Genomic DNA, 23,372 nt, shown 5'->3' with positions numbered 1-23,372 from the left:
CCGAGCAAGCCTCCGCAGCCCGCCACTGCGCACTATCGTCGGGGGATGCAGCCCTTCGCCCGGGAGCCGGATTACGTCACTGTGCTGCGCGATGGCACCGTCAAGCAGATCAATCCCCTCACCGGCACCGAGGTGTGGACGGTCGCGGGGCGGGCCAACCGCCCGCTCGGCCTTCCCGTCCACGAACCGCGGCCGGTGGATCCCGGGCTGCACGGCCGGCACTGCCCGTTCTGCGAGGAGCGTTACCTGGAGACTCCGCCGGAGAAGTCCCGCGTGATCCTGGGGGAGCGTGGCTGGAAGACGATCTACCGGAACCCCGCGGAGGACCTCTTCGCCACCGTCGCTGAGTTCCGGCGCGTCCCCAACCTGTTCGAGATCCTGAGCTTCGACTACTGGCATCAGAACTACGGGTTCGAGCTGCCGGACCGGGTGCGCCTGCGCCGCGACGCGTACCTTGCCTCAGCCGAGGGCAAGGCTCACGTCCTCAGCGTCATCGGCGCCAAGCTGCGCGCCTCCGGGATGACCGACGCCGAGATCGCGGCCCTCCCCGAGGAGGAGAGGATCGGCCGCGCCTCCGGGTTCTTCGGCGGCGGCCACGACCTCATCGTGGCCCGTCGCCACTTCGTCGACGGTGCCACCGACGACTCCCAGCTCGCCTCGTCCGGGACCCTCACCCCCGACGAGCACGCCCGATTCGTCGCCTACACGATCGAGTCGGCCCGGATGGCCTACGAGATCAACCGGTACGCGCGCTACGTGGCCGTGTTCCAGAACTGGTTGAAGCCCGCGGGCGCCTCGTTCGACCACCTGCACAAACAACTCGTGACCATCGACGAGAGGGGCGCGCACCACGAGGCCACCCTTGCCCGGCTGAGGGGCAACGCGAACCTCTTCAACGAGGCCGGCCCCAACTACGCGGCTCGCCGCAACCTCGTCATCGCCGAGAGCGGCTATGCCGTCGCCTTCGCGGGATTCGGGCATCGGTATCCCACCATCGAGATCCACTCCACCAGCGAGGCCTCCGACCCGTGGGAGCAGCGCGACGACGAGGTGCGGGGGATGTCGGACATGATCCACGCCATGCACGCCGCCACAGGGTCGGCCATCCCCTGCAACGAGGAATGGCACTACCGCCCGATCGACGTCACCCTCCCGATGCCGTGGCGGGTGATGCTGAAGTGGCGCATCTCGACGCTGGCCGGGTTCGAGGGGGCCACGAAGGTCTACCTCAACACCATCGCACCGGCTACGCTGCGTGATCGGGTGGTCAGCGCTCTCCTCGATCTGCGCGGGCGCGGGCTCATTGCCCCGGGCCTGGCGATCGGTTCCGAGGCGCCGGGCCGTCCCAATCCGCTGCGGTACCGCCGCTAGCGAACCGTTGCAGTGTGGCGGGACCCACTCCGACCGCCACGAAGGGACTCTCCCATGTCCACCGATATGCCTCGGCCCACCGACCGCAGGGTCATCCCCATCCTCCTGGTCGCCGCGTTCGTCGTGATCCTGAACGAGACCACCATGAACGTCGCCCTGAGTTCGATCATGTCCGATCTCGGCATCACCGAGCGCTCCGCCCAGTGGCTCACCACCGCGTTCATGTTGACCATGGCCGTCGTCATCCCGGTGACCGGCTGGCTGCTGGACCGGCTGCCGACGCGCCGCGTGTTCGTCCTGGCCCTGACCCTGTTCAGTCTCGGGACGCTGGCGTGCGCGGTGGCGCCGAGCTTCGCGTTCCTGGTGCTGGGGCGCGTGATCCAGGCCACCGGCACCGCCATCATGATGCCGCTGCTGATGACCACCATCATGCAACTCGTCACCCGGGAGCATCGCGGCCGGGTGATGGGCAACGTCTCGATGGTGATCTCGGTGGCCCCCGCCGTCGGCCCCACCCTGTCCGGCGTGATCCTTCAGGTCGCCTCGTGGCGCGGGATCTTCTGGGTCGTGCTCCCGATCGCGCTCCTTATGCTGTGGCTCGGCTCCCGCCGATTGACCAACGTCGGGGAGACGAAGGACACGCCCTTGGATCTCGTCTCGGTGCCGCTCACCCTGCTGGGGTTCGGCCCTCTGGTCTACGGGCTGAGCCTGGTTGGATCCGACGAGGTGGAGTTCTGGGTGCCTCTGCTGGCCATCGGGGTCGGCGTCGCGGGCCTCGCCGCCTTCGTCGCGCGACAGTCCGCGCTCCAGGCCCGCGGCGCGGCGCTGCTGGACCTGCGGACCTTCACCTACACCACCTTCACGGTGGCGGTGGTGATGATGGCGATCGCCATGATGGCGCTGTTCGGGAGCATCATCATGCTGCCGCTCCTGCTCCAGCGGGCGTTCGGGCTTGAGCCTCTGCAGGTCGGGTTGATGCTGCTGCCGGGCGGAATCGCCATGGGGCTCCTGTCGCCCGTGGTCGGCCGGCTCTACGACCGCGTCGGGCCGAGGGCTCTCGTGGTGCCGGCGAGCGTCGTCGTGATGGGCGTGTTCGTGTTCTATTCCACGATCAGCCTGGCCACCCCGTGGTGGGCGATCATGCTCGGCCACGTGGTGATGAGCGTGGGCTTCGCGTCGATGTTCACCCCGCTGTTCACCGTGGCTCTGGGCTCGCTGCCGCGGCACCTGTACTCCCATGGGTCCGCCGTCGTGGGCACGGTGCAGCAGGTCGCGGGTGCCACGGGCACGGCCATCTTCGTCACGATCTTCGCCATCCAGTCGGCGGCCGCCGCCCCGACGGCCGCCTCAGAGGCCGAGGCCCTGCTGGTGGGGGCGCGGTGGGCCTTCATGGCGGCCGGCGCCATCTGGACCGCCGCCGTGGTCGCGGGGCTCTTCCTCAGGAAGCCTGCCGACGTGGAGAACCTGGTCGCCGCGGCCCACTGAGCAGCGCCTCGGTCACGCCTCGTCCGCGAGCCGGGTCAACATCGTGCGGTGGGCGGCCCACCCTTCGGCCGGCACCCACAGGTTCGTGTTGCCGCTGAGCAGTCCGGCGGCCCCGTCGATCCCCTCCCGGATGATGTCGGCCTGCCCCGCGTGCCGGGTGACGTCGTTGAGAACGTGCACGAGGACCCTGGCCAGCGTGGTCTCGCCCTTCTTGCCCCACCAGGCGACGTGGCCAGGGGTCTCCAGGGGCATCTCCTCGATGGCCATGTCCACCACCTTGCCCACCTCGCGGTACAGCCGGATGAGGTCCACGGCCCGCTCGTCGCGGGTGGCATAGAAGTCCGCATTGGGATCGGCGTCGTAGTCCAACGCCGCTATCACGATCGTGGAGGTCCTGGCGAAGCAGTCGATGAAGTACCCGTGCTCCACGAAGGCGCAGTGCTTGACCAGCCCCAACAGGTTGGTCCCGGTGACCGTCCGGGGGAGCCTGAGCTCGCGTTCACTCAGGCCCTCGGTCTTCCACAGGAGGGCCTCGCGGGAGGCGCGCAGGTGGTTGAGCAGGATCTCCTTGATGTCCATGTGGTCATTCTGCCCCCAGCGTCGCCGGCTGTCTCCGACTGCCGAAGCCGACGGGCCGCGCCCGGCCGGGCGTAGCGTTGGACCAGGGTGCGCCTCTGCCGTCCGCTGACCGACCTCACACGCGACGACCTCGCTCTGGTGGGTGGTAAGGCCGCCAATCTCGGCGAGTTGATCGGCGCCGGGTTCGACGTTCCGCCTGGGTTCGTGGTCACCACCGACGCGTACCGGCTCGGCGTCGGCTCGCTCCAGCCGACAAGGGCGACGATCGCCGCGGCCCCCGTGCCCGACCTGGTGGCGGCGGCCGTCCGGCAGGCGTATCTGAGCCTGGGGGAGGGCCCAGTGGCTGTGCGGTCCAGCGCCACGGCGGAGGACCTGCCGGGGGCCACGTTCGCGGGGCAGCAGGACACGTTTCTGAACGTGATCGGGCCCGACGCCGTGGTCGCGGCGGTGCGCGGCTGCTGGGCGTCGCTGTGGACCGACCGGGCGATCGCCTACCGCTCGAGGCTCGGCATCCCTGACGATGCCGTCGCGATGGCTGTGGTGGTGCAGGCCATGGTCCACGCTGAGTGGGCGGGGGTGATGTTCACCGCACACCCGGTGACGGGCGCGCGGGACCGAGTCGTCGTCGAGTCCAACCCGGGGTTGGGGGAGTCGGTGGTGTCGGGTGCGGTGACCCCCGACCACGCGGTGGTGGGCCCGGACGATGCGGTCGTCGAGCGACGGATCGGCCACCGGGAGTCGGTCGTGCTCCCGGCCCCCGGGGGTGGGACGACGTCTGCGCGGGGAGACAGGGACGCCCCCGCGTTGCCGGACGCCATCCTGCGCCGCCTGGCGGAGCAGGGTCGACGGGTGGCCGGGTACTTCGGCGCCCCGCAGGACATCGAGTGGGTCCTGGCAGGCGACGCGGTCCTCCTCACTCAGTCCCGCCCCATGACGGCCTTGCCACCTGCACCGATCCGGCTCAACCGCGTCCAGCGGTTGACCGGGCCGGTGGTGCTCGAACTGTTGCCCCGTCGCCCCCTGCCGATGGAGTTGACCGCCTGGATCGAGGCGGTGGTCTTCCCGCACCTGGAGCGCCTTACCGACGCGATCGTCGGAGTCAGGATGGGTGTGGCGGACGCGCTGGTGGCGAGCGACGGCGTCCTCACAGAGTTGGTCCCGCCGAGCCCGCGGCCCTCGCGCAGGACCCCAGCGCGGCTCCTCCGCGCCTTCGTGCGGGCCGCCCGGTACCGGGCGAAGGACTGGCGGCTCGACCCTCGATGGCCGGACATCGTGCGCCGAGGGAAGGAACTGCAGGCGTTCAGGGTCGAGCGGGCGAACCTGGGCGGAACTGACCGGCATCCCGCGCAGGGCCTCGGTGCTCGCCGTCGAGCTCGCCGAGCTCAGGGGCCGCTACCTCCCCGCAGGTGGGCGGGCCCTGGCGCTGCTCGCCCTGATCCTCCCGCGCCTGGGCGCCGCGGACGGCGCGATGACCGCGGCGCTCGGGGCCACCACCGACACGATGCGCGCCAACGCCGCGCTGGAGGCCCTCGCCGAGATCGTGCGGTCCGACGAGGCGCTCGCCCACGACTTCTCCGCACTCGCCGCGACCGAGCTCGTCCCCATCGTCGGGGCGCTGCCCCGTGACGGCCAGTTCCGGCGAGGCCTGGACGATCTCGTCGCTAAGTTCGGACACCGCGAGACGGGGAGCATCCTCCTCCCCATGGATCCGTCGTGGGAGACTCGCCGTCGACGGTCCTCGGCCTGATCCAGGTGCTGGCCAGGCAGGCAGCCGGTCAGTCCAGGGAGGACAGTGGGGGAGGGAGCGCGGTGCTCGATCTTCCCCGGGTGCGCCGGCTCCGGCTCGGCCGCCCGCTCCGTTCGCTGCTGAGCGATGCGCGCGAGGGGCTCGGGCTGCGCGAGGACACGCACTTCGAGCTTGTCCGCACCATGCCGGCGGTCCGCGGCGCAGTGCTCGAGATGGGGCGTCGACTGGCGCTCCAGGGAGCGATCGACGTGCCGGAGGACGCCTGGTTCCTCGTGTGGAGCGAGGTCGATCGGGTGCCCGACCCCGCGAGACACCCCGTCGACGGGATTCTGAGGGCCGCCGTCGCACGCAGGAAACGCGCTGTCGCGGCCCTCGCCGGCGCCCCCCTCATCGCGTCGTCGACGCTGTATCCAGATCGCCCGTCCGGTGCGGCCCTCGCTGCGGGCACGCCCGGGGGCGGGGGCCGTGCGACGGGCGCGGTCCGCGTCATCCGAAGCCAGAGCGAGTTCCCCACCCTCCGCCCCAGCGAGGTCCTGGTGTGCCCGGCGACGAACCCGTCCTGGACTCCCCTGTTCGCGGTGGCGGCCGCCGTGGTGGTGGATCACGGCGGTCCCGCGTCGCACGCGGCCATCGTCGCCCGCGAGTACGGCCTCCCCGCGGTGCTCGGGGTCGGCGACGGCACTTCGACGCTGGTCACGGGTCAGCGCGTCATGGTCGACGGCGACCACGGTCTGGTCCTCGCCGCGGACGCACCTGGCGGCTAGGGGGCATTTTCGTCGGTTCCTTGGGGTCCTGGATCTGGCGGCGAGGTCGTCCCCTTCGCTCCCTGAGGAGGCGCGCCGCCGAAGGCGCGGGTGCCGTCTCGAAGGGTCGTGACTACGACCTTCACGCGAATCTCATGGTCGGGTGCGGTGAGCCGTGAGTCGATGCCCGGGCGGCCGTTGTCTAGAGTCCCGTTGTCGACTGCTGGTCTGGTCGGTGGCTGGGGTGTTGAGGCCGCCCGGGCATCGTCTCCCGTCTCCCCGCACTCGGTCCTCCTGTGGCGTGGTCTTGTCCTGGGTGCGGGCCGGCAGGGCGGCGTTGGGGCCGGGCTTGCTTGGGCGGGATGCCGGTTGGGTGATCGTAGGGTTGGGCACCGCTGCGCAGTGCCGCCCCGCCGTCCATCACCCTTGTTCTAGTGTGCGGGTTTCCATATTCCGAGACTTCCTCGGTTGCTTCGCGACGGGGCCCCTCGGGAACCGAGCTCCCTGAGGAGGGCCGCCCGCGGAGCGGCGTGGCCCGTCTCGAAGGGTCGTAACTGATGCTGACAAGCAATCTTGACCTGGCTGCAGGGCTGCGATGAGCCCCAGGGGCTCGTGTCAGGGGTGCTCAGAAATTGCCTGAACTTTCTTCTGCGGGGGCGGGGTTCTGGGCCCGTTTCTGTCAGTGGCCGGTGACAGAATTGTTCACATGAGCGAGACGGTGGCAGACCTGGGGCAGCGATACATCGCCGCCCTCTGGGACGCCGCCGCATCCATCGGAGCAGACCAGATCGCGATGCAACGCCTGGCCGGTCTGGTGGACTCCATCAGTGAGGCCGAAGCCCAACTGGCCGGACTCCGACTGCACCTCCTCCACGAAGCCAAGCTCTCGGCCGCGGACGCGGTGATCGACGGTGTGCGGCAGTCGGTGCGCACCACCCCCGCCCAAGCCACGGCAGCTCTCAGGCTCGCCGACCATCTCGGAGACCGGTTCCCGCTGATCGGAGCCGCCCTCAACGAGGGCGTGGTCTCTGTGGCGCAGGCGGAGGCGATCGTCGCCGGGCTGCGGAGGCTCCCGGCGCGCCTGACCCGCGCCCAGTTGGTCGAATGCCAGGAACTGATCCTGGCCCACGCCGACACCCTCGGCCCCACCGAGCTACGCATCCTGGCATCGCGGCTGGTCGAGGTGATCGACCCCGACCACTCAGATGCCGACGACGCGACACGTCTGGCCCGGGAAGAGACCGCGGCGCGGCGCGACAGGTTCCTGCACCTGTCTCCCGATTTCCACGGGTCGATGCGGATCACCGGCCAACTCCCCGTCGCCGACGCCGCCCTCCTCGCCGCCCAGCTCGATGCCCTGATGCCCGCGGCCTCCACCTACGGCACCACCGGCGAGACCCCGAGCCGCGGCGCGCGCCGCGCCGACGCCCTGGTGCTGCTGACCCAGCACGCCGCCAGTGGCGGCACCCTCCCGTCGCATGGGGTGGACCGGCCCCAGGTCCACATCACCCTCAACTACGACACCCTCACCACCGGGCTGGGTGAAGTCAGCGTCCTCGGCGCCGGCGGGGTCGATGGTTTGTCGGCGGGGGAGGCCCGCCGCCTGGCCTGCGACGCGCGCCTGATCCCGATGGTGCTGGGCACCGCGTCGCGGCCACTGGACGTGGGGCGCACGCATCGACTGTTCACCCCCGCCCTCCGGGCCGCACTCGTGCAGCGGGATCAGGGCTGTGTGTTCCCCGGCTGTGCCGCAACACCGGCCTGCTGTGAGGCGCATCACATCATTCCGTGGTGGCAAGGCGGCGCAACATGCCTCGCCAACGGCGTGTTGCTCTGCCCGTTCCATCATCGGCTGGTGGAGCCGGATCCGCTGCAGTCGGCCGAGTCCCAATGGCAGGTTCACCTCGACCTCGCCACAGGTATGCCGTGGTTCACCCCACCCCGGCACATCGATCCGGCGCGCAGGCCGAGGCAGCATCAACGCCACCGGCTGCAGCAACTCGCACCCCTTGCCGGGGGACCACCCTGCCCACCCGACCCCGGCCTGCCTGACTCGGTCTCGCCGGTCGTGCCTGAGCGCCGTGCGCCGGATCTCGACGAACTCATCGGCCGCAGCTCCGCCGTCTGGGCTTCCGCCGGCTAGAGGTCAGCCCGCTGGTTCACCAGGGCCCGACGACCCGCTCACGAGCGCAGCGCAGCGGCCTCAGTCAGGGATTGATGTTCAGGTCGAGAACCCTCCCCTGAGAGCCAGGGTGGGGGACGGCAGGGCGGCACTGCGTAGCGGTGCCCAACCCGAGGATCGCCCAACCGGCATCCCGCTCAAGCAGGCCCGACCCCAACGCCGCCCTGCCGGCCCGCACCCGGGAACAGGCAACGCCACAAGCAGGGCGAGTGCGGGGAGACGCGAGACGACGCCCGGGCGGCCTCAACAACCCGACCACAAACCCCGTCCGCGGCGATCTCAAGAACATGGACATCGGCCGCATGGGCATCGGCTCACGGCTCACCACACCCGACCACAAGACCCGCGTGAAGGTGGTAGTCACAACCCTTCGAGACAGCACCCGCGCCTTCGGCGGCGCGCCTCCTCAGGGAGCGAAGGAGACAGGCCACTCTCCGCGGGCGGCCCTCCTCAGGGAGCGGGGAATCCAGGCCACGCCGGCTTCGCGGGCGACCCTCTTCCGCTCAGGGAGCGGTAGGAGACCGGCAACGCCGCCAGGACCTGAACCCCCGACGAACTAGCGAAGACGAACCATCAGAGGGTCAGGCCCAACCGGTCCAGCAGCGGGGCGAGCTGCGGATCCCGGCCGCGGAAGCGACGGTAGGTCTCCATCGGGTCCACCGAGCCGCCGGGGGCCAGCAGCGTCCTGCGGAAGTGGTTCCCGGCCTCGCGCAGAGGGCCGGTCTGCTCGTCGAACCACGCCACGGCGTCGGCGTCCATCACCTTCGCCCAGGCATAGCCGTAATAGCTGGCCGCGTATCCGCCGCCCCAGATGTGGGCGAAGTACTGCGACCGGTAGCGCGGCGGGACCAGGTCGTCGACGAGGCCCCAGCGCTCCAGCGCGGCGCGCTCGAAGGACTCCACCTCGTCGGGCGAGGACGGCAGCTCGTCGAGGGGGGTCATGTGCCAGGCCAGGTCCAGGAGCGATGCCAGCTCGGTCTCAGCCGTGGCGTAGCCCTGGCCGAACCTGCTGGCGTCCTCGAGCCTGGCCACCCACTCGGCTGGCAGCACCCGCCCCGGCGTCCAGGCCCAGTGCTCGTTGACCTGGCTGGGGAACTCCACGAAATCGCGTTGGGTGTTGGCCCCCGAGCGGGACGCGTACTTCGACTGCGCGAGCAGACCGTGGAGGGCGTGCCCGAACTCGTGGAACATCGTGATCACGTCGTCCCAGGAGATGGTGGTGGTGCTGCGGGTGTAGTTGCAGTTGTTGGTGACCACGGGAAGGGTCGCGTCGCGCGTGGACTGGTCCACGATGTTGCTCATCCAGGCGCCGCCCTGCTTGGTGGGGCGGGCCCAGAAGTCCATGAGGAACAGCCCGAGCGTGGAGCCGTCGGCGTCGCGGACCTCGAAGACCTGGGTGTCCGGCGCGTGCCCCACCACGCCGTCGACGGGGACGAACGTGATGCCGTACAGCTCGGTGGCCGCGGCGTACACGGCCGCCAGCACCTTCTCCACCTGGAGAAACTCGCCGAGTTCGGCCTCGTCGAACGCGAACCGCTCCCGGCGCACCACGGCCTCGACGAAGCCCCAGTCCGCCGCGGAGAACTCAGCCCCTGGGGCGAGCTCGGCGTAGCGCGCCCGCAGGTCCGCCGCCTCCTCGCGGGCCTTGGCGAGCGCTGCCTGCGCGAGCGGCACCAGCATCTGCAGGATGGCGTCCGTGCTCTTGGCGCACCCAGCCTCGGCGACGATCGCCGCGTGGTGCGGGTACCCCAGCACGGTGGCGCGTTCGGCCCTGGCGCGGGCGATGGCGACCACCACGGCACGGGTGTCGAACTCGCCGTCAAGGGCCCGCGTGGTGGAGGCCTCGAAGAGACGACGGCGCACGCCAGCATCGGCGAGCTTCACCGCCAGCGGCTGCTGAGTGGTGTTGACCAGCTCGATCCGGTAGCTGTCGTCCCGACGGAGGGAGGCCCGCTCGTCGTCGGCCAACCCCGCCAACTCCTCCTCGGCCACGACGATGCCACCGGCGTTGCGCGCCTCCCGGTTGAGCTGCTCGAACCTCGTCGACAACTCCGCCAACTGCTGGTTCAGCGCCCGGACCCGGGCCTGCGCCTCGTCGTCGAGCTCAACACCTGCCCGGCGGAAGCTGCGGAGCAGCTCATCCAGCGCGTAGCGGTCCTGCTCGTCCGCGGGGGTCTGCCCGCCGTCGATGCGTGCGCCGAGCGCCTCCAGCCTGGCGAACAGCGCCCGATCCAGAAAGATCGAGTCCTCGTGCGCGGCGAGCCGCGGCGACATCTCCTCGTCGATGGCGTCCAGCTCAGGGGAACCATCGGAGGAATGCACGGCGTAGAACGCGTTGAGGGCGCGGCGGAGCGTGGCCTCGGCATCGTCCCAGGCGCCGAGGACGTTCTCGACGGTGGTCTCAGACTCACCGTCGCGGATGAGCGCCAACCCGGCCAACTGCTCGGCCATGCCGATCTCGAAGGCCGAGCGGTAGTCCGCCGGGGTGGCTGCGGCGAAGTCAGGAAGCGCGAACGGCAGCGCGTTCGTCAGGACCGGATTGGTGGGCATGGGTACTCCTCGTCGTCGACACCAGCAGCCACGACGCTGCCGCCGTAAGCACGGTCAATCCCACCATATGCAGGATCACGATGCCGACGGGCAGGCCGAGGAAATACTGCAGGTAGCCGATGACGCCCTGAAGGGCCACCGTGATCAGCGTCAGCCTGGCCGCCCGGGCAGGGCGCGCCTGACGGGTGCGGGTGAACAGCCACACGCAGGCCACGACGAGGGCCACCACCAGCCACGCGGCCAGAGCATGGATGCGGGCCACCGACTCGATGTCGGCTCCGTTGCGCGGCGAGGAGGCGTCACCGGCGTGCGGGCCGGCCCCGGTGACCACGGTGCCGAGAACGATGGAGACCATCGAGGCCGCGAAGGTCGCGACGACCAACCAGCGGGCACCCGGCGCCACGGGGGTGGGGGAGACCCCGTAGCCCACGCGCAGCGCCCAGACGCACACCACGATGAGAACCACCGACAGCAGGAGGTGCGGCGCCACCCACACCGGATCCAGCTGGGTGAGCACGGTGATCCCGCCGACGATGGCCTGCAGCGGGATGCCGAGACCCACGCCGAGCGTGATCCACCACAGCTTCGAGCGGGCCCCGCGGTTGCGCCAGGCGGCGATGAACGCGCCCAGCGCGGCAGCGATCAGGACGAACGTGAGCAGCCGGTTGCCGAACTCGATCACGCCGTGGATCCCGTAGGCCTCGTGAGGGGTGTAGGACTCGTCGGTGCAGCGCGGCCAGGTGGGGCAACCCAGCCCGGAGCCCGTCAGCCGCACGACGGCGCCGGTCACGATGATGCCCATGTTGCAGATGAGGGAGATCCACAGCCAGCTGCGCAGCGCGCGCTCGCCGTCGACAAGTTTGGTCAGGACGTCCACTTGAATACCTTCCACGCCAGCGCGAGGGCCGCCGCACACCACAGTGCGGCCACCAGTACCGGCCAGCCTAGGGCCTGGCCCTGTGCCGCCGCCCTGAGGGTCTCGCCGAGGGCGCCCGTCGGCAGCGCCGCAACTACTGGCTGGGCCCACCCGGGAAACCGCGACACCGGCAGCAGGACGCCCAGCGGCATGCCGACCAGGTAGAGCAGGTTGGCCACCGCCAGGGTGGCCTCGGGCCGCAACGATCCGGCGATCGCCAGGGCCAACCCCGCGAAGGCGCCCATCGCGAGGACAGTCACGATGAGGGCCACGAATAACGACAGGGGCGTGAACTCGGGCCGCCACCCCAAGGCTGCGGCGATCAGTGCCAGGACCGTCACCTGGCCGGCGGTGATCAGGCTGATGCCCAGTCCCTTGCCGACGAGGATGCCCGGCTTTCCGAGTGGCGTGGCGGCCATCCGCTCGAGGACGTTGTAGCGGCGCTCGAACCCGGTGGCGATCGCCAGGGTGGTGAGGCACGAACTCCACATCGCCAGCGCGAGCACCGAGGGGGCGGTGTTCTGGAGGGCCAGCCCCAGCCTGTCGCCGAAGAACCGTCCGCCCACCAGGATGGCCACCGGGATGACCACGGCCAGCAGCGCCTGCTCGCCGTTGCGCAGGATCAGCGAGGCCTCGGTCGTAGCGTGCGCCCACACCCGGCGCCCGAGCGGTGCCGCGACGGCTGAGGGGGTGAATTCCAGTGTCATGGGCGGTCTCCGGTGGTGTGGTGGAGGAACGCGTCCTCCAGGCTGCCGTTGACCGTCAGGGCCGCCACGGTGCCCTCCGCGGTCACGCGCCCGCGGTCGACGATGTAGACGTAGTCCGCCAACGCCTCGGCCTCGTGCATGTCGTGGGTGGTGAGGACCACGGCGACACCGGCGTCGCGCAGCCGCTCCAACAGCTGCCACGTGGCTCGCCGCCCCCGCGGGTCCAGGCCTGCCGAGGGCTCGTCGAGGAAGACCAGGTCAGGGCGTCCGATCAATGCGCCGGCCAGGTTGACGGCCTGCTGTTGGCCGCCCGACAGCCGCCGGTAGGGCGTGCGGGCGAAGCCGTCGATGCCCAGCAGGCCGATGAGCTCATCCACCGGCTGTGGCGTGGCATACAGCTTCGAGAGGTACCGCAGGAGGTGCTCGGGGGTGATGCCGGACCAGGCGCCGGTGGCCTGGGGCATCAGGCCGATCCGGGGCAGGACCCGGGGCGAGCCGGGCGACTCGCCGAAGAGCGTCAGCTCGCCGGCGTCGGGGTGCGCGAGCCCCGTGCAGCAGCGGATGAACGTGGTCTTTCCCGCCCCGTTCGGGCCGAGGAGGGCAGTGATCCGCCCCGCGTCGGCCTGCAGGGTGAGGCCGGCAAGGGCCTGGGTCTGGCCGAACGACACCGTGAGGTCGCGGGCATCGAGGACGGGCACCGGGACAGCCTAGCGCCGCCCGGACAGCCGATTGTTGTGCGGTGAGCACCCCGGGGGGTCTCGCACAGTGGACTTAGGGTGGCCTTGCTTGAAACTTGGAGGAGAATTGGAAAGACTGACGTAGGTTAAATCGAGCGGGAGGAGCGTCATGTCTGTTGAAACCATCGAGACGGTCGATCTTCCCACCCGCCGCCGCGTCGTGGACCTCATCCTCAACGACGGCCCGCAGACGGCCAAGCAGTTGGCGGAGCGCCTGCACCTGACCCCGGCCGCGGTTCGGCGTCATCTGGCAGTGCTCCTCACCAGCGGCGCCCTGACCTCCCATGAGCAGCGCGTGTTCGGCGCACGGGGCCGAGGCCGGCCATCGAAGGTGTTCGTGCTTACCGACGCGGGCCGCGCCGAGTTCCGGCAGGCCTACGACGACCTCGCCATCGCCGCGCTCAGGAGACTCGCAGTCGCCGCGGGCCCCAGCGCCATCCGCGGGATCGCCGAGGATCGCGTCGCCTGCATCGAGGAACGGTTCCACGCCGCCCGCCAGGCGGACCCGGAGCGACCGACGGTGGAGATCCTCGTCGAGGCGCTTGCCACGGACGGCTACGCGCCCTCCATCCGGCCGCTCCACAGCGGCGAACAGCTGCTCCAGCACCACTGCCCGATCGCCCACGTGGCGGCCGAGTTCCCGATCCTCTGTGAGATCGAGACCCAGCTCTTCGCCAAGCTGCTCGGCACCCACGTCCAGCGGCTGGCCACCATTGCCCACGGCGACGGGGTGTGCACCACCAACGTGCCCCACCGCCTGCCCACCCCTCAAATCCCGAGAAGAAAGTGACGGCAACTCATATGACTCAGACCGCACCGTTGGCCCCCGGATTGGGTTCCACGCAGGACGAACACATCGAGGCACTGTCCAACTACCAGTGGGGGTGGCACGACAGCGACTCCGCCGGCTCCACGGCCAAGCGCGGCCTCAACGAGGGCGTCGTGACCAACATCTCGGGGCTGAAGAACGAGCCCGAGTGGATGCGTGACCTCCGCCTCAAGGGTCTCAAGCTCTTCGAGAAGAAGCCCATGCCCACGTGGGGCGCAGACCTCAGCGGCATCGACTTCGACAACATCAAGTACTTCGTCCGCTCCACCGAGAAGCAGGCCCAGACCTGGGAGGACCTTCCGGACGACATCAAGAACACCTACGACCGACTGGGCATCCCTGAGGCGGAGAAGGCCCGCCTGGTTTCCGGTGTCGCGGCCCAGTACGAGTCCGAGGTGGTCTACCACAAGATCAACGAGGAGCTCGAGCGCCAGGGGGTCATCTTCCTGGACACTGACACCGCGCTGAAGGAGTACCCGGAGATGTTCCAGGAGTACTTCGGCACCGTGATCCCCGTGGGCGACAACAAGTTCGCCTCCCTCAACACGGCGGTGTGGTCCGGCGGCTCGTTCATCTACGTGCCCAAGGGCGTCCACGTCACCATTCCGCTCCAGGCCTACTTCCGGATCAACACCGAGAACATGGGCCAGTTCGAGCGGACCCTGATCATCGTCGACGAGGGCGCCTACGTGCACTACGTCGAGGGCTGCACCGCGCCGATCTACTCCTCTGATTCGCTGCACTCCGCCGTGGTGGAGATCATCGTGAAGAAGAACGCGCGCTGCCGCTACACCACCATTCAGAACTGGTCCACCAACGTCTACAACCTGGTGACCAAGCGCGCCATCTGCGAAGAGGGCGCCACGATGGAGTGGATCGACGGCAACATCGGCTCCAAGGTGACCATGAAGTACCCGGCGGTCTACCTGATGGGTGAGCACTCCCGCGGCGAGACGCTGTCGATCGCCTTCGCAGGCGCCGGGCAGCACCAGGACGCCGGCTCGAAGATGGTCCACTGCGCCCCGCACACGTCGAGCTCGATCATCTCCAAGTCCGTGGCCCGAGGCGGCGGCCGTTCCTCCTACCGAGGGCTGGTCAAGGTGGAGCCGGGCGCTTCACACTCGGCGTCGTCGGTGAAGTGCGACGCGCTGCTGGTGGACAACATCTCGCGCTCGGACACCTACCCCTACGTCGACGTCCGCGAGGACGACGTCTCGATGGCCCACGAAGCCACCGTGTCCAAGGTGTCGGAGGATCAGCTGTTCTACCTGATGAGCCGCGGCATGGGCGAGGACGAGGCGATGGCCATGATCGTGCGCGGCTTCGTCGAGCCCATCGCCCGCGAGCTGCCCATGGAGTACGCGCTGGAGCTCAACCGGCTCATCGAACTGCAGATGGAAGGCGCGGTCGGCTGACCCCCGCCCGCAGACCGCACCCCCACCTTTTCAGAAAGTGAACGCTGCATTGACTACTGCAACCATGCCCATCCTCGACGGCGCCGCCAACGTCGCCGGGGCCATCGAGACCATCGAGTCGCACCTCCACCCGGAGCCCAGCTTCGACGTGGCCAAGCACCCCATGCCCACCGGCCGCGAGGAGATCTGGCGCTTCTCACCACTCAAGGCTCTCCGTCCGCTCCTGGCCGAGGGCGACGCGCTGGGCGGCCTCGACTGGGCGGGCGAGCTTCCCGACGGCGTCGAGATGCGCGCAATCCCGGCGGCTGAGGCGCGGGCACGCGCCATTGAGCCCCCCGTCGACCGGATCGCAGCTATCGCCGCGCAGCGCACCGGCGAGGCGGTCTACCTGAACGTGCCCGCCGAGGCCGTCATCGCCGAGCCCATCGTGTTCACCGCCACCGGCAGCGGCGGCCCCGCCGCCGAGTCGTTCATCGCGGACTTCGGGCGGCATTCCCGCGCCACCCTCGTGCTGCACTTCGAGGGCTCCGCCCAGTACGCCGCCAAGTACGACTTCCGCGTCGCAGACGGCGCCGAGATCAACCTCGTCTACGTCAACGACTGGGCCGAGGACACGGTGCACGGCGCCCAGATCTCCGTCCAGGTGGGCCGCGACGCGCACGTCCGCACCATCCACACCTCCCTGGGTGGCAAGGCCATCCGCATCGCGGAGCGCGCCAGCTTCGCCGGCCCAGGCGGCTCCGTGGAGCAGTTCGGCCTGTACTTCGTCAACGGCGGCCAGCACGTCGAGCACCGCATGTTCGTCGACCACAACGAGCCGCACACCAAGAGCAACGTGGACTACCGCGGCGCGCTGCAGGGCAAGGGCGCGCACTCGGTGTGGATCGGCGATGTCCTGATCCGCAAGGTCGCCAAGCAGATCGAGACCTACGAGTCCAACAAGAACCTGGTGCTGACCGACGGCTGCCAGGCGGACTCGGTGCCCAACCTCGAGATCGAGACCGGCGAGATCGCCGGCGCCGGCCACTCGTCGACCACGGGTCGCTTCGACGACAATCAGCTGTTCTACCTGATGAGCCGCGGCATCACTGAGGACGAGGCGCGGCGCCTCATCGTGCACGGCTTCTTCAACGACATCATCCGCCGGATCGGTGTTCCCGCCATCGAGCAGCGCCTGCTGGCCCAGGTGGAGCGGGAGCTGGAGCTGGTCCACGGGAGCACTGCGACGAAGGAGCACGAGTGAGCTTCGTCACCGTCGCCCAGGTCGTTCAGCTCGATCAGGCCAAGCCGCTCGCGGTGGACGTCGACGACGAGCTGACCGTGGCCCTCGTCCTCCACGGCACCGAGGTCTACGCCATCGAGGATCAGTGCAGCCACGGCAAGGTCGCGCTCAGCGAGGGCGACGTCGTCGGCGGCACCATCGAGTGCTATCTGCACGGCTCCACGTTCGACCTCGCCACCGGCCGCCCGCTCAACCTGCCCGCCACCGCACCCGTTCGGGTGTTCGCGTGCCGCATCGAGGGAGGCGACGTCCAGATCGACGTCGACGCCCCCGCCACCACCTACTGACGCACGGGGGCGAGCCCCCCGCGGACCCCCAACTCGATTCACTCAGGAGAACCAGCACCCATGTCCACTCTTGTCATCTCCGACCTGCACGTCGACGTCATCACCGAGGAGGGCAACAAGCCCATCCTCAAGGGCGTCAACCTCACCGTGAAGCCGGGCGAGATCCACGCCATCATGGGCCCCAACGGCTCCGGCAAGTCCACGCTGGCCTACGCCATCGCGGGCCACCCCAAGTACGTCATCACGCAGGGTTCCGTCACCCTCGACGGCGTGGAGCTCACCGAGCTGAAGGTTGATGAGCGCGCCCGAGCGGGTCTGTTCCTCGCCATGCAGTACCCCGTCGAGGTGCCCGGCGTCTCCGTCGCCAACTTCCTCCGCACGGCCAAGACCGCGCTCGACGGCGCCGCGCCGAAGGTCCGCACCTGGGTCAAGGAGGTCGAGGCCGCGCTCGGCCGGATGCAGCTCGACAAGACGTTCTCGGCGCGCTCCGTGAACGAGGGCTTCTCCGGCGGCGAGAAGAAGCGCCACGAGATCACCCAGCTGGAGCTGCTCAACCCGAAGGCCGCGATCCTCGACGAGACCGACTCCGGCCTCGACATCGACGCGCTGAAGATCGTCGCCGAGGGCGTCAACCGCTACTCCGAGCAGGGTGACCGCGCGGTGATCCTCATCACGCACTACACCCGCATCCTGCGCTACATCGAGCCCACGTTCGTGCACGTGTTCGTCGACGGCCGCATCGTCGCCGAGGGCGGCAAGGAGCTGGCCGATGACCTCGAGGCCACCGGCTATGAGGCCTACGTGAAGGCGTCCGCGAACGCATGATGACGCCCCCGCGCAGGTTGAGCCAGCCGCGGCGCGTAGCGCCCGCTGCTGCGTCGAAACCCACGTCCCCCGCTGGAGAGCTGATCGCTGATGACTGACGCATTGGACGTCGAGGAGATCCGCGCGGACTTCCCGATCCTGCAGCGCGGGGTGGGGGAGTGGCCGCTGGTCTACCTCGACTCGGCCAACACCTCCCAGAAGCCGCGGCAGGTGGTGGACGCGATCGCCGAGCACTACCTGCAGCACAACGCGAACGTGGCCCGCGCCATGCACCTTCTCGGCGCTGAGGCGACGGAGGCGTTCGAGGGTGCCCGGTCCAAGGTGGCGGGGTTCATCGGGGCGGGGCGGACCGAGGAAATCGTCTTCACGAAGAACGCCTCGGAGGCCCTCAACCTGGCCGCGCACACATTGGGATCCCGGCTGAAGCCGGGCGACGAGGTGGTCGTCTCCGTGATGGAGCACCACTCCAACATCGTGCCGTGGCAGCTCGCCTGCCAGCGTTCCGGTGCCACTCTGCGGTGGTTCGACGTCACCGACGAGGGCCGCCTCGACCTTGAGGCCGCCGAACGGGACGGGCTCATCAACGAGCGCACGAAGGTGGTGTCTCTGACGTGGGTGTCCAACGTGCTCGGCACCCGCAACCCGATCGCGCAGATCGCGGCCCAGGCCCACGCCGTCGGCGCCGTCATGGTGGTGGACGCCTCTCAGGGCGTCCCGCACCAGGCCACCGACGTCGCGGTGCTGGGGGCGGATCTGGTGGCGTTCACAGGACACAAGTTGTGCGGACCCACCGGCATCGGTGTCCTCTGGGGCCGCTACGACCTCCTCGCCGACCTGCCCCCCTACATGGGTGGCGGGGAGATGATCGAGGTCGTCGAGATGAGCCACTCCACCTACGCCCCGCCGCCGCACCGCTTCGAGGCCGGCACCCCGCCGATCGCCCAGGCCGTGGGGCTCGGCGCCGCCGTCGACTACCTCATGGGCGTCGGCATGGACCGGGTGGCCGCGCATGAGCAGCAGCTCACCGAGTACGCCCTGGCGAAGCTGACCAGCATCGACGGCCTCGTGCTGCTCGGTCCGGGCGAGGCGGTGGACCGCGGCAGCGCCGTGTCGTTCAACATCGCCGGGGTGCACCCCCACGACGTGATGCAGGTCCTGGACTCCCGCGGGGTCGCGATCCGCGGCGGCCATCACTGCGCGCGCCCCCTTCACAAGCGGCTCGGCCACCAGAGTTCAACGCGGGCGTCGTCGTACCTCTACACCACACCCGCCGAGATCGACGCGCTGGCCGACGCCCTGGTGTTCACCCGCAACTACTTCGCGCCACGATTCGGAGGCTGACGTGAACATCGACGAGCTGTACCAGACGATCATCCTCGACCACTACCGCGAGAAGCATCACTCAGGGCTGCGCGAGCCGTACGAGGTGGAGGTGCACCACGTGAACCCGTCGTGCGGCGACGAGCTCACCCTGCGTGTGCACGTCGACGGCGACACGATCACCGACATCTCCTACCACGCCGAAGGCTGCTCGATCTCGCAGGCCTCCACCTCGGTGATGACGGACCTGCTGATCGGCAAGCCCGCCAGTCACGCCCTGGACCTGCACGACAAGTTCCTGGAGATGATGCAGAGTCAAGGCCGCATCGAGCCCGACGAAGACATCTTCGAAGACGCCATCGCGTTCGCCGGAGTCTCCAAGTTCCCCGCACGCGTCAAGTGCGCGCTCCTCGGCTGGTCCGCGGTCCGGGACGCCACCCTGCAAGCCACCGCCCACCCCGCTGGTTGAGCCGACGATCCGGCTCGAGCCCGGATCATCGTGTCGAAACCCCCTCGACCTCAAGGAGAACCATGTACACCCCAGAACAGCGGCCCAGCGATCTGGTCAAGGACCAGCTCCCCGACGTGGACCTGTCCCAGCCCGCCGCCCCCGCGTCGGCCGCGGCCACCGAGGACGAGGTCCTCGAGGCGATGAAGGACGTCGTCGATCCCGAGCTGATGGTCAACGTCGTCGACCTGGGCCTCGTCTACGGCGTCCAGGTCGACGAGTACGGCAACGCGACGATCGACATGACGCTCACCTCGCCCACCTGCCCCCTCACCGACAAGATCGAGTACGACACCAAGTACGTGCTCGACGGCCTCGTGTCGTCGGTGACCATCAACTGGGTGTGGCTGCCGCCATGGTCGCTCGAGGCGATCACGGAGGACGGCCGCGAGCAGCTGCGCGCAATCGGCTATAACCTCTGACGGCGACCCTCCCGCGGGCTAGCCTCAGATCAAGGATCACTGAGACCAGGAGGCGACGATGCCCACGTTCACGACCGCAGATGACGTGACGCTCCACTACACCGACACGGGCGGCCGGGGCCGACCCCTGGTCCTCGTCCACGGCTGGCCCCTCTCGGGGGAGGCGTTCGCACGCAACCTCCCGGCCTTCGTCGAGGCCGGTCACCGCGTGATCACCTACGACAGGCGGGGGTTCGGACAGTCCGACAAGCCCGCCGGCGACGTCGACTACGACGTCCTCGCCGACGACCTCGAGGCGCTCATCCAGGACCTGGATCTGCAGGGCGCCGTGCTCCTCGGCTTCTCCATGGGTGGCGGCGAGGTGGCGCGCTACTTCAGCAGGCACGGCTCCGAGCGCATCGCCGCCGCGATCTTCTCCGGCTCCATCACACCCGCGCTGTGCATCTCCGACGACAACCCGGGCGGCGCTATGCCCATGGACGGCTTCCAGGGGATGTCCGACCAGTGCGCAACGGACCGCGACGGTTTCCTCGACCAGTTCATCACCTGGTTCTACAGCACCGCCGACGGCGGCCTCCAGGTCGATGAGGACACCCGTCAGGCGGCACTGAAGATAGCCCACCAGTCCAGCCCCCATGCCGCGGCGCAGACGATCCTGATCTGGGCAACCGACCTGCGGGACGACTGCCGCGCCATCGACGTGCCAACGCTCGTCATCCACGGCGACGGAGACATCAACGTTCCCATCGACAAGTCGAGCCGTCGGATGGCCGAGTTCGTGCCGGACTCCGAGCTCGTGGTCATCCACGGCGGCCCACACGGCGTCAACGACTCGCACGCCGAGCACTGGGAGCGGGAGATCATCGGGTTCATCGGGATGCTCTAGCCGCCAGGCGTCGACTGCCGGGGTCCGGCCGGGCAGCCCGCGATAGGCTCGGCCGGTGCGCGACAACAGGGCCGGACTGGGCTACGGGCTGGCGGCCTACATCCTGTGGGGCCTGTTTCCGCTGTACTTCCAGTTCTTCGGCCGCTCCGGCGCGCTCGAGGTGGTGGCGCACCGGGCGCTGTGGTCGCTGGGGTTCTGCCTGCTCCTCATCGCGCTGCTGCGGCAGTGGGGGCTGCTGCGCGCCGCGCTGGCGGACAGGCGCACGGTCGCGGCGCTCGCCCTGGCGGGCGGCCTCATCGTCGTCAACTGGACCACCTATGTCTTCGCGGTCATGACTGAGCGGACCCTGGAGACGGCTCTCGGCTACTTCATCAACCCACTCGCGGTGGCGGGGCTCGGCATCCTCGTGTTGGGGGAACGGCTGCGACGCCTTCAGTGGGTGGCCATGGCGTTCGGGGTGGCCTCCGTCGCAGTGATGGTGGTGGGGTACGGGCAGGTTCCCTGGATCGCCCTGACTCTCGCGGGCTCGTTCGGGCTCTATTCGCTGGTGAAGAAGCTCGCAGGACGCTCTGTGGGTGCCCTGCCGGGCCTGGCGATCGAGACCGCCGCCGTCGCCCCGGTGGCAGCGGCCTACCTGACCTACCTCGCGGCGACCGGGGGATCGACCGCGACCGGTGGCTACGGAGCGCTGCTCGCCACCACCGGCATCGTCACGGCGATCCCGCTGCTGCTGTTCGCCGCCGCGGCCCGGCGCATCTCCATGATCACCATCGCGATCCTGCAGTACCTGGCCCCCATCGGGCAGTTCCTGGTGGGCTGGCTCGTCTTCGATGAACCGATGCCGGCCGCGCGCTGGGCCGGGTTCACCCTGGTGTGGGCGGCGGTGGCGTTGTTCATCGCCGATGCGCTCCTGGCCAGCCGTAGGCGCCGCTGACCATCCTCGGTTTGCCCTGCGCGCGCCTGGCAGGGAGACTGTCAAGGTGCTACAGGTCAAGGACATCGAGGTGCGCGCGGGCGCCAGGCTGCTGCTGTCGCCGGTGTCCTTCCAGGTGATCGGGGGAGACCGGATCGGCCTGGTGGGCCGCAACGGCGCCGGGAAGACCACCCTCACCCGCATCCTGGCCGGCGAGTCGCTGCCGGCCGCGGGCACCGTGACGCGCGCCGGTCAGCTGGGTTACCTGCCGCAGGACCCGCGGTCCGGGGACCCGGAACAGATCGCCCGCGACCGTATTCTGGGCGCCCGCGGGCTGGACCAGGTGATCCAGCGGATGCGCCGGGCTGAAGAGGGCATGGGGAGCCACAGCGATTCCGTGCGCGAGGAGGCCATGGCCGCCTATTCGCGCGCCGAGGCAGATCTGGTGGCGGCAGGCGGCTACGCCGCCGAGGCCGATGCCGCGCGCATCGCGGCCAACCTGGGCCTGGCGGACCGGGTGTTGGGTCAGCCGCTGAAGACCCTCTCCGGTGGCCAACGCCGCCGCATCGAGTTGGCGCGGATCCTCTTCTCGGACGCCGAGACGCTGCTTCTGGACGAGCCCACCAACCACCTCGACGCGGATTCCGTGGTCTGGCTGCGCAGCTACCTGCAGGCCTTCCCCGGCGGTCTGATCGTGATCTCCCACGACACCGAACTGCTGAACGCCGTGGTCAACAAGGTGTACCACCTCGACGCCAACCGTGCCGAGCTGGACATCTACTCCATGAACTGGAAGCGGTACCTCCTCCAGCGCGAGACCGACGAGAAGCGACGCAAGCGTGAGCTCGCCAACGCCGAGCGCAAGGCCTCCCAGCTGATGCTTCAGGCGGACAAGATGCGCGCCAAGGCCACCAAGGCCGTCGCCGCGCAGAACATGGCCAAGCGCGCCGAGAAGCTCATGGCGGGCGTCGAGGGCGAGCGTCGGGTCGACGCCGTCGCCAAGATCCGCTTCCCGGAGCCCGCCCCGTGCGGCAGGACCCCGCTCCGCGGCCATGACCTCAGCAAGTCCTACGGATCCCTGGAGGTGTTCACCGCCGTCGATCTGGCCATCGACAAGGGATCCAAGGTGGTGATCCTGGGCCTCAACGGCGCAGGCAAGACCACCATGCTGCGCCTTCTGGCCAAGATGGAGGACCCGTCCGCCGGGCGGGTCGAACTGGGGCACGGCGCGAAGCTCGGCTACTACGCGCAGGAGCACGAGACCCTGGACGTGAAGCGCAGCGTGTTGGACAACATGAAGTCCGCCTCGCCCAACCTCAACGACACCGAGGTGCGCAAGGTCCTCGGCTCGTTCCTGTTCACCGGGGACGACGTGCAGAAGCCCGCGGGCGTGCTCTCCGGCGGCGAGAAGACGCGCCTGGCGCTCGCGATGCTGGTGGTGTCGGCCGCCAACGTCCTGCTGCTCGACGAGCCCACGAACAACCTGGACCCGGCCTCCCGCGGCGAGGTGCTCAACGCGATCCGCACCTACGCGGGTGCCGTGATCCTGGTCACCCACGATCCGGGAGCGGTCGAGGCACTGGAGCCGGACCGGGTGCTGGTGATGCCCGACGGCGTCGAAGACCTCTGGAGCGACGAGTACGCCGAGCTGATCGACCTGGCCTAGCG

General features: G+C 69.5%; 21 protein-coding genes and 1 pseudogene. 17 read left to right on the top strand and 5 right to left on the bottom strand.

Annotated elements, in window-relative coordinates:
- The first annotated feature begins 45 nt into the window (after positions 1-45).
- A complete protein-coding gene (locus ACZK39_RS01270) occupies positions 46-1,371 on the top strand; it encodes a DUF4921 family protein (RefSeq protein WP_459054232.1) in 1,326 nt (441 codons plus the stop codon).
- A 54-nt stretch (positions 1,372-1,425) separates the two neighbouring features.
- A complete protein-coding gene (locus ACZK39_RS01265) occupies positions 1,426-2,856 on the top strand; it encodes an MDR family MFS transporter (protein ID WP_463612272.1) in 1,431 nt (476 codons plus the stop codon).
- Positions 2,857-2,868: 12 nt separating this feature from the next.
- Here the strand turns inward: ACZK39_RS01265 and ACZK39_RS01260 are convergent, their stop codons facing one another.
- Complete coding sequence (locus ACZK39_RS01260) at positions 2,869-3,435, bottom strand: DinB family protein (RefSeq protein ID WP_463612271.1); 567 nt, start codon at positions 3,433-3,435, stop codon at positions 2,869-2,871.
- A gap of 87 nt (positions 3,436-3,522) precedes the next feature.
- Between ACZK39_RS01260 and ACZK39_RS16745 the strand changes: the two are divergent.
- The 4 genes and pseudogenes from ACZK39_RS16745 to ACZK39_RS01245 form a co-directional block, all read left to right on the top strand.
- Positions 3,523-4,365: pseudogene (locus tag ACZK39_RS16745) on the top strand (PEP/pyruvate-binding domain-containing protein); the annotation flags it as partial.
- 538 nt (positions 4,366-4,903) lie between these two features.
- Entirely contained in the window at positions 4,904-5,182 is a 279-nt protein-coding gene (locus ACZK39_RS16740) for a hypothetical protein (protein WP_527252175.1), read from the top strand.
- Positions 5,149-5,946 carry a PEP-utilizing enzyme gene (locus ACZK39_RS01250; RefSeq protein WP_463612269.1) on the top strand — a complete coding sequence of 266 codons (798 nt, stop codon included), beginning with the start codon at positions 5,149-5,151 and terminating at the stop codon, positions 5,944-5,946. The genes ACZK39_RS16740 and ACZK39_RS01250 overlap by 34 nt, the downstream gene beginning before the upstream one ends.
- 685 nt (positions 5,947-6,631) lie before the next feature.
- Positions 6,632-8,068 (top strand): HNH endonuclease signature motif containing protein, encoded by a 1,437-nt coding sequence (locus ACZK39_RS01245; RefSeq protein ID WP_463612268.1) that lies wholly within the window; start codon positions 6,632-6,634, stop codon positions 8,066-8,068.
- 612 nt (positions 8,069-8,680) lie between these two features.
- Here the strand turns inward: ACZK39_RS01245 and ACZK39_RS01240 are convergent.
- The 4 genes from ACZK39_RS01240 to ACZK39_RS01225 are packed head-to-tail and all read right to left on the bottom strand — an operon-like array spanning position 8,681 to position 12,978.
- The gene (locus tag ACZK39_RS01240; protein ID WP_463612267.1) at positions 8,681-10,657 is read right to left on the bottom strand and encodes a M3 family metallopeptidase; all 1,977 of its coding nucleotides are present in this window, start codon (positions 10,655-10,657) and stop codon (positions 8,681-8,683) included.
- The gene (locus ACZK39_RS01235; RefSeq protein ID WP_463612266.1) at positions 10,608-11,534 is read right to left on the bottom strand and encodes a COX15/CtaA family protein; all 927 of its coding nucleotides are present in this window, start codon (positions 11,532-11,534) and stop codon (positions 10,608-10,610) included. Before ACZK39_RS01235 ends, ACZK39_RS01240 begins: the two co-directional genes overlap by 50 nt.
- Entirely contained in the window at positions 11,522-12,280 is a 759-nt protein-coding gene (locus ACZK39_RS01230; RefSeq protein WP_463612265.1) for an ABC transporter permease, read from the bottom strand. Before ACZK39_RS01230 ends, ACZK39_RS01235 begins: the two co-directional genes overlap by 13 nt.
- The gene (locus tag ACZK39_RS01225; protein ID WP_463612264.1) at positions 12,277-12,978 is read right to left on the bottom strand and encodes an ABC transporter ATP-binding protein; all 702 of its coding nucleotides are present in this window, start codon (positions 12,976-12,978) and stop codon (positions 12,277-12,279) included. Before ACZK39_RS01225 ends, ACZK39_RS01230 begins: the two co-directional genes overlap by 4 nt.
- Before the next feature lie 148 nt (positions 12,979-13,126).
- Between ACZK39_RS01225 and ACZK39_RS01220 the strand changes: the two genes are divergently transcribed.
- The 11 genes from ACZK39_RS01220 to ACZK39_RS01170 all read left to right on the top strand — a co-directional run bounded on the left by ACZK39_RS01220 (position 13,127) and on the right by ACZK39_RS01170 (position 23,370).
- Complete coding sequence (locus tag ACZK39_RS01220) at positions 13,127-13,807, top strand: helix-turn-helix transcriptional regulator (RefSeq protein WP_463612263.1); 681 nt, start codon at positions 13,127-13,129, stop codon at positions 13,805-13,807.
- An 11-nt stretch (positions 13,808-13,818) separates the two neighbouring features.
- Entirely contained in the window at positions 13,819-15,261 is a 1,443-nt protein-coding gene (gene sufB, locus ACZK39_RS01215) for a Fe-S cluster assembly protein SufB (RefSeq protein WP_463612262.1), read from the top strand.
- 64 nt (positions 15,262-15,325) lie between these two features.
- A complete protein-coding gene (gene sufD / locus ACZK39_RS01210; RefSeq protein WP_463612261.1) occupies positions 15,326-16,504 on the top strand; it encodes a Fe-S cluster assembly protein SufD in 1,179 nt (392 codons plus the stop codon).
- On the top strand, positions 16,501-16,830 hold the full coding sequence (locus tag ACZK39_RS01205; protein ID WP_182783044.1) for a non-heme iron oxygenase ferredoxin subunit: 330 nt from the start codon (positions 16,501-16,503) through the stop codon (positions 16,828-16,830). Before sufD ends, ACZK39_RS01205 begins: the two co-directional genes overlap by 4 nt.
- Positions 16,831-16,890: 60 nt before the next feature.
- Positions 16,891-17,655 carry a Fe-S cluster assembly ATPase SufC gene (sufC, locus tag ACZK39_RS01200; protein ID WP_182783043.1) on the top strand — a complete coding sequence of 255 codons (765 nt, stop codon included), beginning with the start codon at positions 16,891-16,893 and terminating at the stop codon, positions 17,653-17,655.
- A 90-nt stretch (positions 17,656-17,745) separates the two neighbouring features.
- Positions 17,746-18,996: a cysteine desulfurase gene (locus ACZK39_RS01195; RefSeq protein WP_463612260.1), complete on the top strand. Its 1,251-nt coding sequence runs from the start codon at positions 17,746-17,748 to the stop codon at positions 18,994-18,996.
- A gap of 1 nt (position 18,997) precedes the next feature.
- Entirely contained in the window at positions 18,998-19,444 is a 447-nt protein-coding gene (sufU, locus tag ACZK39_RS01190; RefSeq protein ID WP_182783041.1) for a Fe-S cluster assembly sulfur transfer protein SufU, read from the top strand.
- Positions 19,445-19,506: 62 nt separating this feature from the next.
- Positions 19,507-19,905, top strand: a complete 399-nt coding sequence (locus ACZK39_RS01185; protein ID WP_182783040.1) for a metal-sulfur cluster assembly factor — start codon at positions 19,507-19,509, stop codon at positions 19,903-19,905.
- A 58-nt stretch (positions 19,906-19,963) separates the two neighbouring features.
- Positions 19,964-20,791 carry an alpha/beta fold hydrolase gene (locus ACZK39_RS01180; protein WP_463612259.1) on the top strand — a complete coding sequence of 276 codons (828 nt, stop codon included), beginning with the start codon at positions 19,964-19,966 and terminating at the stop codon, positions 20,789-20,791.
- 55 nt (positions 20,792-20,846) lie between these two features.
- Positions 20,847-21,725, top strand: a complete 879-nt coding sequence (gene rarD / locus ACZK39_RS01175) for an EamA family transporter RarD (RefSeq protein ID WP_463612258.1) — start codon at positions 20,847-20,849, stop codon at positions 21,723-21,725.
- A gap of 46 nt (positions 21,726-21,771) precedes the next feature.
- Positions 21,772-23,370: an ABC-F family ATP-binding cassette domain-containing protein gene (locus ACZK39_RS01170; RefSeq protein WP_463612257.1), complete on the top strand. Its 1,599-nt coding sequence runs from the start codon at positions 21,772-21,774 to the stop codon at positions 23,368-23,370.
- Positions 23,371-23,372: the final 2 nt, after the last annotated feature.

Source organism: Tessaracoccus luoxuelianae, from assembly GCF_055326245.1.
This window is presented reverse-complemented; position numbering and strand designations above follow the sequence as displayed.